This is a genomic window from Burkholderia sp. BCC1208 (assembly GCF_902833095.1).
Lineage (GTDB): Bacteria > Pseudomonadota > Gammaproteobacteria > Burkholderiales > Burkholderiaceae > Burkholderia.
Window position 1 is genome coordinate 323,949 of the sequence record NZ_CADFDY010000003.1, and the last position, 17,315, is coordinate 341,263.

8 protein-coding genes are annotated in these 17,315 nt (G+C 66.9%); 1 reads left to right on the forward strand and 7 read right to left on the reverse strand.

Annotated features, from left to right (window positions below):
* Nucleotides 1-68 precede the first annotated feature (68 nt).
* From uvrA to HWX09_RS09080, 5 genes are all read right to left on the reverse strand, one after another.
* Entirely contained in the window at nt 69-5,963 is a 5,895-nt protein-coding gene (uvrA, locus tag HWX09_RS09060) for an excinuclease ABC subunit UvrA (protein WP_027786475.1), read from the reverse strand.
* Nucleotides 5,964-6,219: 256 nt separating this feature from the next.
* Nucleotides 6,220-7,680 (reverse strand): amino acid racemase, encoded by a 1,461-nt coding sequence (locus tag HWX09_RS09065; RefSeq protein WP_175888566.1) that lies wholly within the window; start codon nt 7,678-7,680, stop codon nt 6,220-6,222.
* Nucleotides 7,677-8,951, reverse strand: coding sequence for a dicarboxylate/amino acid:cation symporter (locus tag HWX09_RS09070; protein WP_027786473.1), 1,275 nt, complete (start codon nt 8,949-8,951; stop codon nt 7,677-7,679). The genes HWX09_RS09065 and HWX09_RS09070 overlap by 4 nt, the downstream gene beginning before the upstream one ends.
* A 184-nt stretch (nt 8,952-9,135) precedes the next feature.
* Nucleotides 9,136-10,050 carry a LysR substrate-binding domain-containing protein gene (locus tag HWX09_RS09075; RefSeq protein ID WP_027786472.1) on the reverse strand — a complete coding sequence of 305 codons (915 nt, stop codon included), beginning with the start codon at nt 10,048-10,050 and terminating at the stop codon, nt 9,136-9,138.
* Nucleotides 10,051-10,316: 266 nt separating this feature from the next.
* A complete protein-coding gene (locus HWX09_RS09080) occupies nt 10,317-10,532 on the reverse strand; it encodes a DUF3820 family protein (RefSeq protein ID WP_027786471.1) in 216 nt (71 codons plus the stop codon).
* A gap of 215 nt (nt 10,533-10,747) precedes the next feature.
* Between HWX09_RS09080 and HWX09_RS09085 the strand changes: the two genes are divergently transcribed.
* A complete protein-coding gene (locus tag HWX09_RS09085; RefSeq protein ID WP_027786470.1) occupies nt 10,748-10,936 on the forward strand; it encodes a hypothetical protein in 189 nt (62 codons plus the stop codon).
* 202 nt (nt 10,937-11,138) lie between these two features.
* On the opposite strand, the gene HWX09_RS09090 is transcribed toward HWX09_RS09085, so the two are convergent.
* Both HWX09_RS09090 and HWX09_RS33820 read right to left on the reverse strand, forming a co-directional pair.
* Nucleotides 11,139-11,801: an OmpA family protein gene (locus HWX09_RS09090; protein WP_027786468.1), complete on the reverse strand. Its 663-nt coding sequence runs from the start codon at nt 11,799-11,801 to the stop codon at nt 11,139-11,141.
* A gap of 115 nt (nt 11,802-11,916) precedes the next feature.
* A complete protein-coding gene (locus HWX09_RS33820; RefSeq protein ID WP_027786467.1) occupies nt 11,917-15,861 on the reverse strand; it encodes a YadA-like family protein in 3,945 nt (1,314 codons plus the stop codon).
* Nucleotides 15,862-17,315 lie beyond the last annotated feature (1,454 nt).

Consider the following 17,315-nt stretch of genomic DNA (forward strand, 5'->3'; position numbering starts at 1 on the left):
GAATGACGAAACAAGAGCGGCCCCGATGCCTCGCCAGGCACCGGGGCCGCTCGCCGGATGCAACGCGTTCAGCCGACCCGCGCCGCGCCCTGCTGCTCCGCTTCGGCGCCTTCGGTGGCCGTTCGCGCCAGCACCGGCTTCAGCGCCTGCCCCGTATGGCTCGCGCTCACCTTCGCGAGCGCTTCCGGCGGAGCCGCCGCGACGATCGTGCCGCCACCGACCCCGCCTTCCGGCCCGAGATCGATGATCCAGTCGGCTTCCGCGATCACGTCGAGGTCGTGCTCGATCACGACGACGCTATGCCCTGCGTCCACCAACCGGTGCAGCACGCGAATCAGCTTCGCGACGTCCGCCATGTGCAGGCCGACCGTCGGTTCGTCGAGCACGTACAGCGTGTGCGGCGCCTTCTGGCCGCGTCGCGTGACGTCGTCGCGCACCTTCGTCAGCTCGGTGACGAGCTTGATGCGCTGCGCTTCGCCTCCGGACAGTGTCGGTGACGGCTGGCCGAGCGTCAGATAGCCGAGCCCGACATCCTTCATCAACTGCAGCGGATGCGCGATGTTCGAGATCGGCGCGAAAAATTCCACCGCCTCGTCGATCTCCATCGTCAGCACGTCGCCGATGTTCCGGCCGCGCCACGTGACGGCAAGCGTTTCCGGATTGAAGCGCTGCCCATGACACACGTCGCACGGCACCTTCACGTCGGGCAGGAAGCTCATGCCGATCGTGCGCACGCCTTGCCCTTCGCACGCGGGGCAGCGCCCGTCGCCGGTATTGAACGAGAAACGCGACGCCGTATAGCCGCGGGCGCGCGCTTCGAGCGTATCGGCGAACAGCTTGCGAATCGTGTCCCACACGCCGATATAGGTGGCCGGGCACGAGCGCGGGGTCTTGCCGATCGGCGTCTGATCGACTTCGAGCACGCGATCGATCTGCTCCCAGCCACTGAGCGACTCGCAGCCCTGCCACGCATGCGTGACGTTCAGCGACGGCCGCGGCGCGCTGCGCGCGAGCACGCTCGAGCGGCGGTTGGCGGCCGGCGCGTCCTGCTGCGCGGCCTTGCGCGCACGCCGCGTGGCCGGCGACGACAGCACCGAGCGGCCGACCGCGTCGAGCAGGTTCGTCATCAGCACGTCGCGCGCGAGCGTCGACTTGCCCGACCCGCTGACGCCCGTCACCGCGACGAGCCGCGCGAGCGGAATGCCGACCGTGACGTCGCGCAGGTTGTGCAATTTGGCGCCATGCACGGTCAGCCAGGCGTCCGGCACCGCCGCACCGCCCTTCTTGCCCGGCAAACTCACGCCGCGGCGCGGCTGCAGCGGGTGCAGCATCGGCTGGGCGAGCAGGCGCCCCGTCACCGATTCGGCCTGCGCGGCCAGATCGGCGACCGCGCCTTGCGCGACCAGCGTGCCGCCGCGCTTGCCGGCGCCCGGGCCGACGTCGATGATGTGATCGGCACGGCGGATCGTGTCCTCGTCGTGCTCGACGACGACGAGCGTATTGCCCTTGTCGCCGAGCTTGCGCAATGCGTCCAGCAGGATCTGGTTGTCGCGCGGATGCAGGCCGATGGTCGGCTCGTCGAGCACGTAGCAGACGCCCTGCAGGTTGCTGCCGAGTTGCGCGGCCAGCCGGATACGCTGCGCTTCGCCGCCCGACAGGCTCGGCGCCGCGCGGTCGAGGCTCAGGTAGCCGAGCCCGACTTCCTCGAGGAACGCGAGGCGGCTGCCGATCTCGCTGACGATGTCGCGCGCGATCTGCGCGTCGCGCCCGGTGAGTTCCAGCGCGTCGATCCAGCGCCGCGTGTCCGACACCGTCCATTGCGCGACCTCGACGATCGGATGCGCGTCGAACGTGACCGCACGCGCGGACGGGTTCAGCCGCGTACCGCCGCAATCCGGGCACGGCTCGTTGCCGACGCCTTCCGGCTCCTGCTCGTCCGACGGCAGCGTCTGTTCGCGGCCGCGGCCGTCCTCGGCGAGCACCGTGTCGTCGTACGCGGCTCGCTGTTCGCGCGTGAGCGTGACGCCGGTGCCGACGCAGGTCGTGCACCAGCCGTGCTTGCTGTTGTACGAGAACATCCGCGGGTCGAGCTCCGGATAGCTCGTGCCGCACACCGGGCACGCGCGCTTGACCGACAGCACCTTGACCGCGCCGACCCGGGCGGTCGAATGATCGTTGCGCATCGCATCGTGCAGCCCGTCGAGCGGCGCGAGCAGATGCATCACGCCCTTGCCGAGTTCGAGCGTCTCGTCGAGCCTGCGCCGCAACTCGGCCTCGTTGTCCGGCGACACGATGATGTCGGCAACCGGTAGTTCGATCGTGTGCTCGCGGAAGCGGTCGAGTTTCGGCCACGCGTCGACCGCGACGAACTCGCCGTCGACGCGCAGATGCGTGCTGCCGCGCGCCTTCGCCCACTTCGCGAGATCCGTATATACGCCCTTGCGATTGACGACGAGCGGCGCGAGCAGCCCGACGTGTTCGCCGCGATGATCGCGCAACAGTTGCGCGGCGATCGATTCGACGGATTGCGACGTGACCGGCGTGCCGTCGTGGATGCAGTGCTGCAGGCCGAGCTTCACATACAGCAGCCGCAGGAAGTGCCACACTTCGGACGTGGTCGCGACCGTGCTCTTGCGCCCGCCGCGCGACAGCCGCTGCTCGATCGCGACGGTCGGCGGAATGCCGTACACCGCGTCAACCTCGGGTCGGCCGGCCGGCTGCACGATCGAGCGCGCATACGCGTTCAGCGATTCGAGATAGCGGCGCTGGCCTTCGTGGAACAGGATGTCGAACGCGAGCGTCGACTTGCCGGACCCCGACACGCCGGTGATCACGTTGAACTTGCCGTGCGGGATGTCGACGTCGAGCGACTTCAGGTTGTGCTCGCGCGCGTTGACGATCCGCACGACGTCCTCGCCCTCGATCGCACGGCGCGCGCGCGCCGCGTTGAGCGCGGCCTGCAGCGGCACGCCTTCGTCGGCCACCGCCGCCCGGCCATCCATCGCGCGGTCGTACTGCAGCAGCGCCACGCCGGTATGCGATCCGGCGCAGGCCTTCACGTCGTCGGGCGTGCCCGCGCACAGCACGAGGCCGCCGCCGTCGCCGCCTTCCGGGCCGAGATCGATCAGCCAGTCGGCCGCGCGGATCACGTCGAGATTGTGCTCGATCACGATCAGCGAATGGCCGGCCGCGAGCAGCTTGCCGAACGCCTGCATCAGCTTCGCGATGTCGTCGAAGTGCAGCCCGGTGGTCGGCTCGTCGAACATGAACAGCTTCGCGCGCGCGATGCGCGCCTCTTCCGTCGCGACCCGGCGCCCGTTGGCCGCCGCCGCCGACTCGGCGAGGAAGCCGGCGAGCTTCAGGCGCTGCGCTTCGCCGCCCGACAGCGTTGGCACCGGCTGGCCGAGCTTCACGTATTCGAGGCCGACGTCGACGATCGGCTGCAGCACGCGCAGTACCTCGGCGTCGGTCGCGAAGAACGCGGCCGCTTCGCTGACGGTCAGGTCGAGTACATCGGCGATGTTCAGCGCGCGGCCCGCGCGCTCGATGCGCACTTCGAGAATCTCGGCGCGGTAGCGGCTGCCGTCGCAGTCCGGGCAACGCAGGTAGACGTCGCTCAGGAACTGCATTTCGATGTGTTCGAAGCCCGAGCCGCCGCAGGTCGGGCAACGGCCGTCGCCCGAGTTGAAGCTGAACGTGCCGGCGCCGTAGCCGCGCTGCAGCGCGAGCGGCGCCTTCGCGAACAGCTTGCGGATTTCGTCGAACGCGCCGACGTAGCTCGCCGGGTTCGAACGCGTGGTCTTGCCGATCGGCGACTGGTCGACGAACACGACGTCGCCGACCTGGTCGGCGCCCGTGAGGCTGCGAAACGCACCCGGCGACTCGGTCGCCTTGCCATGATGGCGCGCCATCGCCGGGTACAGCACGTCCTGCAGCAGCGTGGATTTGCCGGAACCGGATACGCCCGTTACGCACACGAGCCGCTGCAGCGGAATCTCGACCGTGACGTCGCGCAGGTTGTGCTCGGTCGCGCCTTCGAGCACGATGCGCGGCGTGTTCGCATCGACCGGACGGCGCGCCCAGTTCGACGCATGCGCGACCTGCTTGCGGCCGCCGAGATACTCGCCCGTCAGCGTGTGCGCCGAACGGATGTCGGCCGGCGTGCCGTCGTACACGATCGTGCCGCCGCGTTCGCCCGGGCCAGGGCCCATGTCGATCAATCGATCGGCCGCGAGCATCACCGACGGATCGTGCTCGACCACGACCAGCGTGTTGCCCGCGTCGCGCAGCCGGTGCATCGCCTCGACGATCCGCGTGAGATCGCGCGGATGCAGCCCGATGCTCGGCTCGTCGAGCACGAACAGGGTTTTCGTGAGCGACGTGCCGAGCGCCGTCGTCAGGTTGATCCGCTGCACCTCGCCGCCCGAGAGCGTGCGGCTCTGCCGATCCAGCGTCAGGTAGCCGAGCCCGACGTCGCACAGGTATTTCAGGCGTGTGCGCACTTCGGCGAGCAGCAGCTTCAAGGCATCGTCGAGCAGCGCGCTCGGCAGGACGATGTCGTCGAAGAAGCGCCGGATGCGCTCGATCGGCAGCAGCATCAGGTCGTGCACGGTCAGGCCCGGCAGCGCTTCGAGCTGCGCGCGGCTCCAGTCGACGCCGCGCGGCATGAAGCGATCGGCCGGGGCTAGCACGCCGTCGGCATTGTCTTTCGAGCCGAGCCGCCATTGCAGCGATTCCGTCTTCAGGCGCGCGCCGCCGCACACGTCGCACGGCGTGTAGCTGCGGTATTTCGACAGCAGCACGCGGATGTGCATCTTGTACGCTTTCGATTCGAGGTAGCCGAAGAAGCGCTTCACGCCGTACCACTGGCTCTGCCACTTGCCGTTCCAGTCCGGCGAACCGTCGACGACCCAGTCGCGCTCGGCCTCCGTCAGCTCGGACCACGGCACGTCGCGCCGGATGCCGGCCTTCGCCGCGTAGCGCATCAGGTCGTCCTGGCACTCTTTCCACGCGGGCGTCTGCATCGGCTTGATCGCACCGCCGCGCAGCGTCTTGCGCGCATCGGGGATCACGAGGCCGAGATCGACGCCGATCACGCGGCCGAAGCCGCGACAGGTTTCGCACGCGCCGTACGCCGAGTTGAACGAGAACAGCGCCGCTTGCGGCTCCGCGTAGCGCAGGTCGCTATCGGGATCGTGCAACCCGGTGGAGAAGCGCCACACCTGCGGCTCGGCCACCGCGTTCTCCGCCTCCGGCGCCAGCACGTACACGTTCGCGCGGCCACCGCCGCGCTTCAGCGACGCCTCGATCGCCTCGACCACGCGCACCTTGTCGGCCTGCTGCACGCGGAAACGGTCGGCCACCACGTCGAGCACCTTGCGCGGCCCGGTGGGCGACGCGACTTCGCGCTGCGCCTGCACGCGCGTGTAGCCGCTCGCCGACAGCCACTGCGCGATTTCCTCGTCGGACACCGCCTCCGGCAATTCGACCGGGAACGTGACGACGACGCGCGGATCGTCCGCCTGCGTGCGCGCGACGAGTTCCGCGTAGATCGTCTCCGGCGTGTCGTGCCGCACCCGCCGCGCGGTCTTGCGGTCGAACAGCTCGGCCGCGCGCGCGTACAGCAGCTTCAGGTGATCGTTCAGCTCGGTCATCGTGCCGACGGTCGAGCGCGAGCTGCGAACCGGGTTGGTCTGGTCGATCGCGATCGCGGGCGGCACGCCGTCGACGCGCTCGACCTGCGGGCGATCCATCCGGTCGAGGAACTGCCGCGCGTACGCGCTGAAGGTTTCGACGTAGCGCCGCTGGCCTTCCGCGTACAGCGTGTCGAACACGAGACTCGACTTGCCGGAGCCCGACGGGCCGGTCACGACCGTCATTTCACCGGTACGCAGGTCGAGATCGAGATTCTTGAGGTTGTGCTGACGTGCTCCGCGAATGCGGATCAGATTGCTGGATGACAATTTGCCTGCCCGTCTGAATGAGTTAGCCAGAGTTCACGGTGCCGGAACGCTGCGGCGGATGCCCGCAGGCGCGGCGCGGGCCGCGACAAGTGATGCCCGCGCGGCCCGAGTTCGACGGATACTATACTGTATATTCATACAGTTTTCCATGAACCGGCGAACGCACTAAAGCGCTCCAGATCATTCCTGGCATCGGGGCGGCAAAACGGGTTTGTCGTCCGCGCCCCGGCGACGTCCGCCCCGAACGCCAACCGGCTCAGCCGCCGCCCCCCGTCGCATACGCAATGCACGTGCGGGCGAGCACGTCGGTCGGGTCGACGAGCGTGGCCCGACTGCCGTCGCGCGCGACGTACTCTCCGCCCGGAAGCAGGAGCGGCAGCTCCGTACACCCGAGCACGATCACGCTCACGCCGTCGGCCATCAACGCCTCGACGGCGGCGCCGATATCTTCCTCGCACCGTCCGGTCGTGAAACCGGCCTTGACGCCGTGCTTGCCGTAGATCGCCTCCATCACGCGCGCCTGCAACGCCGACGTCGGCGCGACTTGCCGGAGCCCTTGCGATTCCAGCGCCTTGTCGTAAACGCCGCTTTCGATCGTGCCGGACGTCGCCAGCACGCCGACCTCGCGCAGCGTCGGCCAGGTTTCGCGCAAGTGGGCGACCGTCACGGTCAGCATGTTGACGATCGGAATCCCGAGGTACGGCTGAATCCGTTCGACGAACGCGTGCGCGGTATTGCACGGAATCGCGACGACGTCCGCACCGCCTTCCTCGAGCTTCTTGCAGGTTGCGTACAGCGAGATCGTCGGGTCCGCGCCGGTACCCACCAGATTCTCGGTCCGATCGGGAATCTGCGGATTCTGTTCGACCAGCAGTTTGATATGGTCCTGATCGCGCGACGCCGGCGTGTTGCGCACGATCTTGTCCAGAAAATCGACCGTCGCGGCCGGGCCGACGCCGCCGACCACGCCGATCTTGAACGCCGCCGCGCGCGAATCCGGCTGTCCGGTCAGCGCGTACCGCGCATAGGCCAGATTCGAATCCACGAGCGGCACGCGCCGCGGACCGATTTCATCGGCGACCAGCGCGATCTCGGTCAGGCCGGGCACGATCACCTGCACGCCCCGATCGATCAGATCGTCGCACGCGCGGCGCAACAGTTCGACCGGACGCCCTCGAAGATTGCCGCGTTTGATGCCGTCGGCGCCGTAGATGGCTTCGGTCACGAGGTCGATCCCGCCGTGCGGCCGCGGATAGACGACTTCGAACCGCGGCGACGGAAAATACGCATCGAAAAGCCGCTTGTCCCGCACGTAGTCGGACGCCAGCACGCCGATACGCGTCGCGGCCGGGTACGTGCACCGCACGTGGCTCCGAACCGCTTCGACGATATCGACGATCGGCAGGCTGGTATTCGCCTTCAGCTCGTCGATGAACGTGTGGCTCAGGAAGCATGGCAGCACGACGGTCGTCACGCCGCGCTTCTCGAACTGCCGGATCATGTCGAACACGTACAGCTTGCGTTCGATGGTCGCGGCACTCCCCGCTCCCGCGCCCTTGAACGGGTATTGCTCGAAGATCACTTCGGGGTGTGCTTCGTCCGACGACGCAGGCGTCGCCTTCACCATCTTGAAGAACACGTCGGCACCGCCCAGCGGCCCCAGGCCGCCAACCACGCCGAATTTGCGCCGCGCGTTCACGTGGTCCGTGCGCATCATGCTTTCAGCTCAGGTTGATCGAACCCGGCATCCCGCGGCTTCGCGGCGCGCCGCTCCTCCCACTTCGCGATCACCGCCGTCGCCACGCTGTTGCCGATCACGTTCGTCACCGTACGGCCCATGTCGAGAATCTGGTCGATTGCGAGGACCAGCGCGACGCCCGCCGCCGGCAGATGGAACATCGGCGCGACCGCCGCGACCACGACCACCGACCCGCGCGGCACGCTGGCCATCCCCTTGCTGCTCAGCATCAGCACCAGCAGCATGAACACCTGCTCCGACAACGGCATGTGCACGCCGAATGCCTGCGCGATGAAGAGGGCGGCAAACGCCTGATACATCATCGAGCCGTCGAGGTTGAACGCGTAACCCAGCGGCAGCGTGAAGCCCACCACCTTCTTGTCGACGCCGAACTGCTCGAGCTGCTCGGTCAGGCGCGGATACGCGGCCTCGCTGCTCGCGGTCGAGAACGCGATCAGCGCGGGTTCGCGCACGGCCTTCAGCAGGTGCCCGATGCGCCGCCCGAGAAACAGGTAGCCCACGCCGATCAGGATCGCCCAGAGAACGAACAGCCCGAGATAGAACGCGCCGATCAGCTTCCCGTACGTATGGATCACGTCGAGGCCGCGCAGCGTGACCGACGAAGCAATTGCACCGAACACACCGAGCGGCGCCGCACGCATCACGTAGTTCGTCAGGCGCAGCATCACCGGCACCATCCCGTCGATCGACTGGATCACGACGGCCACGCGCTTGTCGCGCTTCAACGCACTCAGTGCGATGCCGAGAAACACCGAGAACACCAGGATCTGCAGGATGTCGTTGCGCGCCATCGCGTCGAGCAGGCTGGTCGGGAACGCGTGCGTGATCACGTCCCGCGCGTTCAGCGCCGCGGTATTCAGCCCGGTGTCGACCTCGCCGGCGGCCGGCGTGAGGTTCAGGCCGGCGCCCGGCTGCAGCACGTTCGCCATCGCGAGGCCGAGACTCAACGAAATCAGCGACGCGCAGACGAACCATCCGATCGAGCGCAGGCCGATGCGCCCGACGTCGTCGCCGCCGTCCATGCCGGCCAGCCCGGACACGAGCGTCACGAACACCAGCGGCGCGATGATCATCTTGATCAGCCGCAGGAAGATGTCGGTGACGATCGAGAAGTAGCCGGCGATCGTTTTCAGCGTGGCCGGGTCCGCGATATTCGCGTGACACGCATAGCCGGCGACGACACCGGCGATCATGCCGACTGCGATGCTCAAGGTAAGGCGATTTTTCATGTCCATTCGTCCCTGGATGGCGCCGTGCCGCCGAAAGGCGGACGAGCGCGGCGAAGAAGGCCGCGCGACGCCGGTCATGCGTCGCATTTGCCGTTGGAACGAATGGTAGGGACGGTCGATAAAACGGTGATGCCGGTACGACATGGCGGTATGCGAGCCCCGCATAACGCGGGGAAACCCTGTCTCACGCGAGCCGTGAAGGTGTCGTGTGCAGGTGCTGCCAGAGCGTGTCGAGGAATTCGCTGCGGTTGGACACGTCGCGATACACGCGCAGCTCGACTTCCAGATTCCACGCCGCCGGCCCGGCCGGCACGAGTTCGCCGGCCGCCAGTTCGGCGGCGATCGCGCTGCGGGGCAGCCATGCGACGCCCTCGCCTTCCATCACGAGTTTCTTCAGCACTTCGGCCATGTCGGACTCGTAGTGCAGTTGCAATGCCGGCGCATCCGATGCGCGGCCGAGCAGTAGCGCGAGGCAGCGGCCGAAGTAGCTGGTTTCCGTATAGGAAATCAGCGGCAGCGGGTTCTGCTTCGTGCCGGGAAGACGAAAAGCCGGCGCCGAGCGGCGGTTCGGCCGGCATGCCGGCATCAACGTGTCGAGCCCGACGGTCAGGTGCGCATACTTCGCGGGATCGAGATGAAGCGGCAACTCCGGATGGTGGTACGCAAACATCAGCTCGCAGTTGCCGTTGACGAGCATCAGGATCGAATCGTGGACATTGGTCGGAATGACGCGCGCCCGCACTTCGCCGAAATGCGGTGCGAGCGCCTTGAGCCAGCCCGGCAGGAAACTCAGTGCGATCGTGTGGCCCGCGGCGATCTGCAGGCTCTTGCCGGCGATCCGCTGCTCGGTGCGGATGATGGCGCGGGTGTCGAACAGGCGGCTGAGCACGTCCTCGGCCGTCTCGCGAAACAGGCGCCCCGCCGGCGTCAGCACCGGCGGAAAGCTGCTGCGATCGATCAGCTCGGCGCCGATCCACTGCTCGAGCGACTGGATGCGACGGCTGAAGCCCGACTGCGTGACGTTACGGAACTCCGCCGCCCGGGAAAAGCTTTGATATTGAGCGAGGGCGAGGAAGTCCTCGATCCATTTGATTTCCATGTCGGCCCTGGAGAGGTGCGCGGGAGGAATCGGCCTGCGCGCGGCGCTCGGGTCATGGTGGCGCGCCGGCCGACGAACGCTCACATTGTATGTGCTCGTCGCGGCCGTCCGCGCTCTGAAGCCAGTGCCCGCCGCCGAGGGACATGCATGCGGCGAGGCGGACGAGCGCGCCCGTCGCGCGGCGGCCGTGACGCCGCGTTCGAGCGTGCACGACATCGCCGCCTCGCGGTCAACGCTTCGGGCGACCGGTCGGGCGTGATGTCGTGCTATGCGGGTTTGCGCAGCGGCTTCAGCAAGTGCCGCAAGCCGTTATGGTCGATCTCGTGCATGAGCGCGAGCTGGCGGCCGAGTTCGCCGCGCGGGAACCCTTCGCGAGCCATCCAGTTGAGGTAAGGTCCGGGCAGGTCGGCAATGAGTCGGCCCTGGTATTTTCCGAAGGGCATGGTGACGGCGACAAGGCGCTCAAGATCGGGGGCTCGCATGCGCGTATTGTGCACGGCTTTCCGCTCGCCCGCGCGTCGCGGCCCCGCCGCGCGCCCGCCGGGCCACGCGGCGGGCGCGCGGCCGCGAATCCGGCCCTTCATGGCAGGCCGAATCGACGGGCCGGCGCCGGTTGACAGCCGTGATTCGCGTCGGCCGCCGACTTCCTTCATGCCTGCTAGACTGGAATTTCCCCCTGCCAACCATGGAGGGAATCATGATGTCCACCTACGTCGTGAAGACCGGCGAGCAGTTTCTGTGCACCGCCGAGGACGGCGATATCGGCATGGCGCCCGCCATCGAAGATGCCGCATCGTTTGGTTCGTATGATGAAGCGGAGAAAGTCGCGAGCGCGCATGCCGACCCGGGATACGAGATCGTGGCCGTCTGCGTGATCAGGCACTGAGCGCCGCCTTACGGCCCGGTGCGGATGGCGATCCGCGTGCCGGACGCAAGTCGTCGTGCGGCGGCGGCGTCCATGCGACGAGCACCGCTTGCACACACCGCGACGGGCCTTTCCCGCCGCGGTCGTCCGCGCCGAGCATCATTGCCGCAAGCGAGCCGTCCGGCTTCGACGGCCACGCTTGCGGCAAACTGGTCGCAGCGTCCTACTTCTGCAGCGAGATTTCCACGCGACGATTGCGCGCGCGCCCTTCGGCGGTATCGTTCGATGCCGCCGGATTGGCTTCCCCGTGACCGGCCGCGGCAAACGAATCCGCCTTCAGCCCGTGTTCGCGCAAGTAGGCGGCGACGGCATCCGCCCGGCGCTTCGAGAGCGCCTGATTGTGCGTATCCGAACCGGTCGCGTCGGTATAGCCGTCCACTTCCACGCGGGAGAAATGCCGGTCGGCCTGCTGGTTCAGCAGCTTGTCGAGCGCGGCGGTGGCCGCAGCCGTCAGCACGGCCGAGTCGGTCGCGAAATACGCATCGCCGGTCAGGCTCACCTTCTCGACCGGCGCGGGCGTCGGCGCAACGGCCGCGGCAGCCGGCGCGGGTGCCGCACCGCACTGGAACACGATCGAATGCGGATCGGCGCCGTCGCGGTACGGCGTGGTGGTGTCGACGAGACGTACGGGCTCGTTGCCGCACATGCGTGTCGCGACCTTCATGCAGGTCTTCGCGGTCGACAGGATGCCGTGGCAGTCGACCTGGAACGTCCGGATGCCGTTTCGCGCCTGCAGTTCGTAGGCGTTGTACGTCGGCCCCGATGCACTCGAACAGGCCGTGAGGGAAACGACGGACGCCAGCAGGGCAAGATGGATGTTTTTCACTTGATTACTCCGAGAATGCGATGGGCGCAGCGTGCGGCGCGGCCGCACGCGCATGCGTTTGCGTTCGGCGCGGTCCGCTCCGGCAATGCGTGCCGGAACGAACCGCTGCGCGCGATCACTTCCACTGATACAGCATGCCCGCGCCGACGACGCGCTGGCTGCCGGCGAAACCGCCGTTCACCGTCGCCTTCAGGTTCTCCGTGATGCGCGCCTGCACGCCGACCGCCATGGCCTTCTGGCCCTGGAACGTCGCCGTGCCGACCCCCATCGCGAAGTTCGAATCGCGGTCCATGTGCGGGATCGACGCCATCGCGGCGGTCGCGGCGATCCCCTCGCGGGCCATCGAATCGGTCTGCTGGATCTGCTGCTGCATCTGCGTGAGCTGATTGTTGACCGTGTTCAGCGACTGCGTGAACTGGTTCGATACCGCATTCAGCTGGTTCACGTTCACGGCGTCGGTGCCCTGCGTACCGGCCGCGACATTCACGACCTGCCGCGCCGAATCCGCCGAGCCGACCGCGACGACGTTCGAGCGACCGCCGTCGTTGCTGCCCGTGCCGAGCGCGGTCGAGTTGTTGCCCGATGCGGTCGAACCCACGCCGATGGCTGTCGAGCCGTTGCCCGACGCCGTCGAGCTGTTGCCCACCGCCGTGCTGTTCGAGCCCGATGCGACCGCCCCCGAGCCGCCCGCCGACGAATTCGAACCGCTCGCCCCCGGCGGCACGTTGCCGCCCGGCGGGTTCGTCGTGTACTGCCCGCCGAGGTTGGTCGTGCGCTGGTCGATCAGTGTCGTCAACTGGTTCGCGACCGAATCGAGCTGCGACACGTTCACCGCGTCCGTGCCGCTCTTGCCGGCGGCCAGGCCCGTGATCTGGCGATTGCCGACGTTGATTTCGCCGGCCGACGACTGCGGGCTGCTCAAGCCGTACGCGACGTAGTTCGTCAGCGCGCCGACCGTGGTCAGCGAACCGGCGCCGAGCGCCACGCTGTTCGCGAACGTCGCGGATGCGCCGGCGCCGAGCGCGAGCGCATCGGTCGCCGTGCTGCGCGCGCCCGAGCCGAGCGCGACGCTGCCGACACTGACCGCCACCGCATTCGCACCCTGCGCGACCGACTGCGCACCGGTTGCCGTCGCGCCGCTGCCCAGCGCGATCGCATCGGCCTGCGCGGAACTCGCCGCCTGCCCGATCGCGATCCCGCCCGGCGCCGTCTGGTCGACGATCGCGCCGTTGCCGATGCCCACGCCGTTGTCGCCGTTGACGACCGTCGTCGGACCGACCGCGATCGATTCGGCGCCGACGGCCAGCGAATCGCCCGCCGTCGAATTCGCGTGGAAGTACTTCTGCCCCGTGACCGCGAACGACTGCAATGCGCCGGTCAGCTGCCGCACGGTTACCGCGTCCTGCTGGCCGGTGCCGTCCGCGACGTTGGTGATCTGGCGGTACGTCCTGTTCGTCGCATCGCCGACCGACACTGCGCCGAGCAGCGTCTGGTCGGTCGTGTCGTACGGAATCGACGCGCTGCCGTTGCGGATGATGCCCGACGACGGCACGGTTGCGCGATCGGCGACCGAACCCGAACCGAGCGCGATGCTGCCGTTCACGCGCGAGATCGCGTTCGGGCCGATCGCGACGCTGTCCGTGCCGAGCGCCTGGCTGTCGGGCGCGGTCGAGTTCGCGTGGAAATACTTGATGCCGTTGGCGTTGATGTTGTCGATCGCGGAGCCGACGTTGTTGTTGATCGTCGTGGAGCCGTCGCTGTTGTACGTCACGTACGACGGCGCGGAGATCGTGCCGGTCGTCGGATCGTAGGTGGCGCCGCCGCCGATCGCGCCGGCCGTGCTGTTGCCGAGGTTCGTGTTGTTGTTCGCGATCGAGCTCAGGCCCGTCGACAGCGAACTGATCCCGGTCGACGTGGCGGTCGACAGCGAGGTCAGGTTGCTGTTCGTCGAGCTCAGGCCGGTGGACAGCGAACCGACGACCGTCGAGGTCGACGTGGACAGCGACGTGATCGAACTGTTGGTCGAGCTCAAGCCGGTGGACAGCGAGCCGACGACGGTCGAGGTCGACGTGGACAGCGACGTCAGATTGCTGTTGGTCGAGCTCAGGCCGGTGGACAACGAGCCGACGACCGTCGACGTCGACGTGGACAGCGACGTCAGGTTGCTGTTCGTCGAGCTCAGGCCGGTGGATAGCGAGCTGATGCCCGTCGACGTGGACGTCGACAGCGACGTCACCGTGCTGTTGGTCGAACTGAGGCCGGTGGACAGGGAGCTGATGCCCGTCGACGTGGACGTGGACAACGACGTGATGCTCGACGCCGTCGACGTCGACAGCGAATTGACTGCCGTGTTCGTCGCGGCGAGTTGCGACCCGTTGATCGCATCCGTGCTCGACGAATCGATGCGCCCGGCCGCGACGTTGGTGATCTGGCGCTCGCTGCCCACCGCACCGACGCTGACGACGCTGGTTGGGTTGATGCCGTTGAAGTTGTACGTGACGCCGCCGATGACCGCGCTGGCCGTCGGGTTCGGCGCGGCCGTGGTCGAGCCCGAGCCGAGCGCGACATCGTTTGCGTTGTTGGCCACGGCCGACGCGCCGAACGCGACCGCTCCCGCCGCCGCCGCCGTCGACGTATTGCCGAGCGCCAGCGACCCCGTGCCCTGCGCGTTGTTGGTATTGCCGATCGCCACCGCGCCGTCGCCGTTCGCGGTGTTGTTCGAACCCATCGTGACCGCGCCGGTGCCGATCGCGCTGCTCGGATCGCCGATCGCGACCGCGCCATTGCCGCTCACCGTCTGGCCGAAGCCCAGCGCGACGGCGCCGACACCGCCCAGCACCTTCGAGCCGTAGCCGCCCGCGACCGAACCCGTGCCTGCTGCCGCGGCGACCGAGTTGGAATCGCCGATCGCGACGGTCGAACTCGCCGCCGCGACGCTGTTGATACCGACCGCCGTCGCATTCGTGGCCGACGCCGTCGCCCCCGGCCCCAGCGCGGTCGCGGATACGCCGCTGCCGAGCGCAAGATTGCCGAGCGCCACCGAAAACTGCTGCGTCGCGGTCGACTGCACGCCCATCGCGATCGAACTGAGACCCGACGCATTGGCGTTCAGGCCGAATGCCTGTGCATTGTCCGCACTGGCCGCCGTACCCGAGCCCATCGCGATCGAACTGGTGCCGAGTGACTGGGTGCCCGAGCCCGGCACGCCGGCGATACCGCCCCAACCGATGGCAATCGACGACGTACCTTTCGCACCGCTGTTCACGCCCATTGCGACGGCCGAATTCCCCGAAGCCAGTGCGCCGCTGCCCAAGGCGACGGCGGCCGAGCCTGAACTCGTCGACTGGTTACCGAGCGCAACGGCACCGGTGTCCGTGGCATGCGCCGAAAAGCCGAGCGCGATACTTTGCGCGCCGGAAGCGAGGGACCCGAGCGCGAGCGCAGCCGCATACTGGCCGGAGGCCGATGCATTGTTCCCGAGCGCGACGCCTGCCAGGCCGTTCGCGGTCGCGCCGCTGCCGATCGACACCGCGCCGCTTTGCGTGGCCTGCGACAGATTCCCGATCGCGACCGCAAAGGGACCCGAACCGATCGCCTGCACGCCCATTGCCACGCTGTTGACACCGTTCGCTTGCGCGTTGATGCCGACGGCCGTCGAACCGTCGGCCATCGCATGCGCGCCCGGGCCCAGCGCCGTGGCCGACACGCCCTGCGCCGTCGACAGATTGCCGACGGCGGTGGAATTCACCTGCGCGGCGGTCGATCCGTTACCGATGGATATCGAGCTGACTCCCCCGGTGGCCGTGCCACCATCCGGCGCGTACTGTGCATGCGCATTCGCATGGAACAAGCCGAGGCAGGCGGTCGCCGTCAGCACGGCCAGACTCAGCACCGAAGGTGCCGGCGGCTTGCCCGCGTGCATCGCGGTTTCTCCGTGTGCGGCGCATTCCGGCGCGCGCTTCGACGACGCAACACGCTTGCCGCGTGCCCGGTCAAGCTCCGAAGCCGCAACCCAGGCCCCCAGTGCTTCGTTCCAGATCGACTTGAACGACTTGTTCATCTTGTGTTCCCTCGGTTCTCATGTGCTGGATGACGCAACAGCGAACGCGGCGTCAGGCGAAATGCGGACCCTCTCCGCTTTTGTCTGCCTCGCGACGCTCCGCCTCTTACTTCGCATTACTAATAAAGACTACGAACAGCGCTGCACGAAACGCTCGACCCACATCGCGATGGCACGATCGATCGGCGCGCATGCCCGTTCGGCATGATGCGCGATGGCGATCGCCGGTTATCGATTCACGGAAGTCGAGATCGCCTGCCCGGCGGCGACATGGCGCACGACGCGTCGCGAATCCGCACACGCGTACACCGTCGCACCCGCCGAAGGGCGACTTCGAATCTCATCGGAAAAACGTCGCTCGGACGCTGGACGAACGGACCCCGGCCCGCATCGCGGGCGGCCCGTCATCTTTCATTCAGGCGGCGAAAGGCGCCATCCTGTCCCCGGGTCTGCGGCATGCGCCGCCGGATCGCTGACGCTGACAGCCGGCACCGGATCGATCGACCCGACGCCCTGACCTGCCATGCTTGTCGTATTCATATTTTTCGTATCCGCCTGATTCGACAGAGCACCGCGCGCCGCCGCCGGATCGATCAAACCGCCCGGCGACTCACGCGAAGTCGCTCACCCCTTTCCGTCCGGCCGGCGACGGTTATTCCGGATTTCCGGAAAAACCGGCCACTCACCGAACGACCCCGGCATCGAATTAATCGATCGAATTTACTTGACGATTTCTTCTCGCCCGATGCCTCAAACCCAGCCCCGTCCCGTCATTTCGCGACTCATCTTGTATATCGAAAATTCTCGCGAATTATGACGTTTGCATTACCCTCGTGCCCTCTATTCTTTTGTTACCGCCTTCTCATTATCCGGGAATACCATCATTCAATGTGACATTGAAAATTGGCTACCCGGAAAGCAACGGCGACAGCAATCTTTACGGCAGCCGGAAGCATCCAGAGAACCGATTCCAGCCGCGCTGGAGCTAGTGTGCCGACATTCGTCCAAACAAACCTTTTCCTGAGCGGACAAATACTTTTCCGGAGCGGACGGTATTTACATTCATACACATTTGCAGGAAATCCGATTTTCCGGAAACATGAATGCACGCCGGGATTACATCGAATTTAGTCGACCGGCAAGTAATCGGAGAATTCGATTTACATCCTCGTCATCGGATTTCGACACCGAGAGCATAAATTCATCATCCGGGCCATTTCCATTCTTGAAATCATTTAACCGGAAATAAAGACCGTAATTTCACAAATCGATTCGGCATATTTTTCCGACTTGTTTTCCGGAAGAACGGACCAGACCTCCGCGCACCCGCGATGCCGATGCGACAAGCCCACACGCGCCGCACGGAATCCCACCTTCGACACTATTGTCGGCATATAATTTTTTGCAACAATCGTTCAGATTGCGATGCCTCCGACCTGACAGGCCACTCCCCT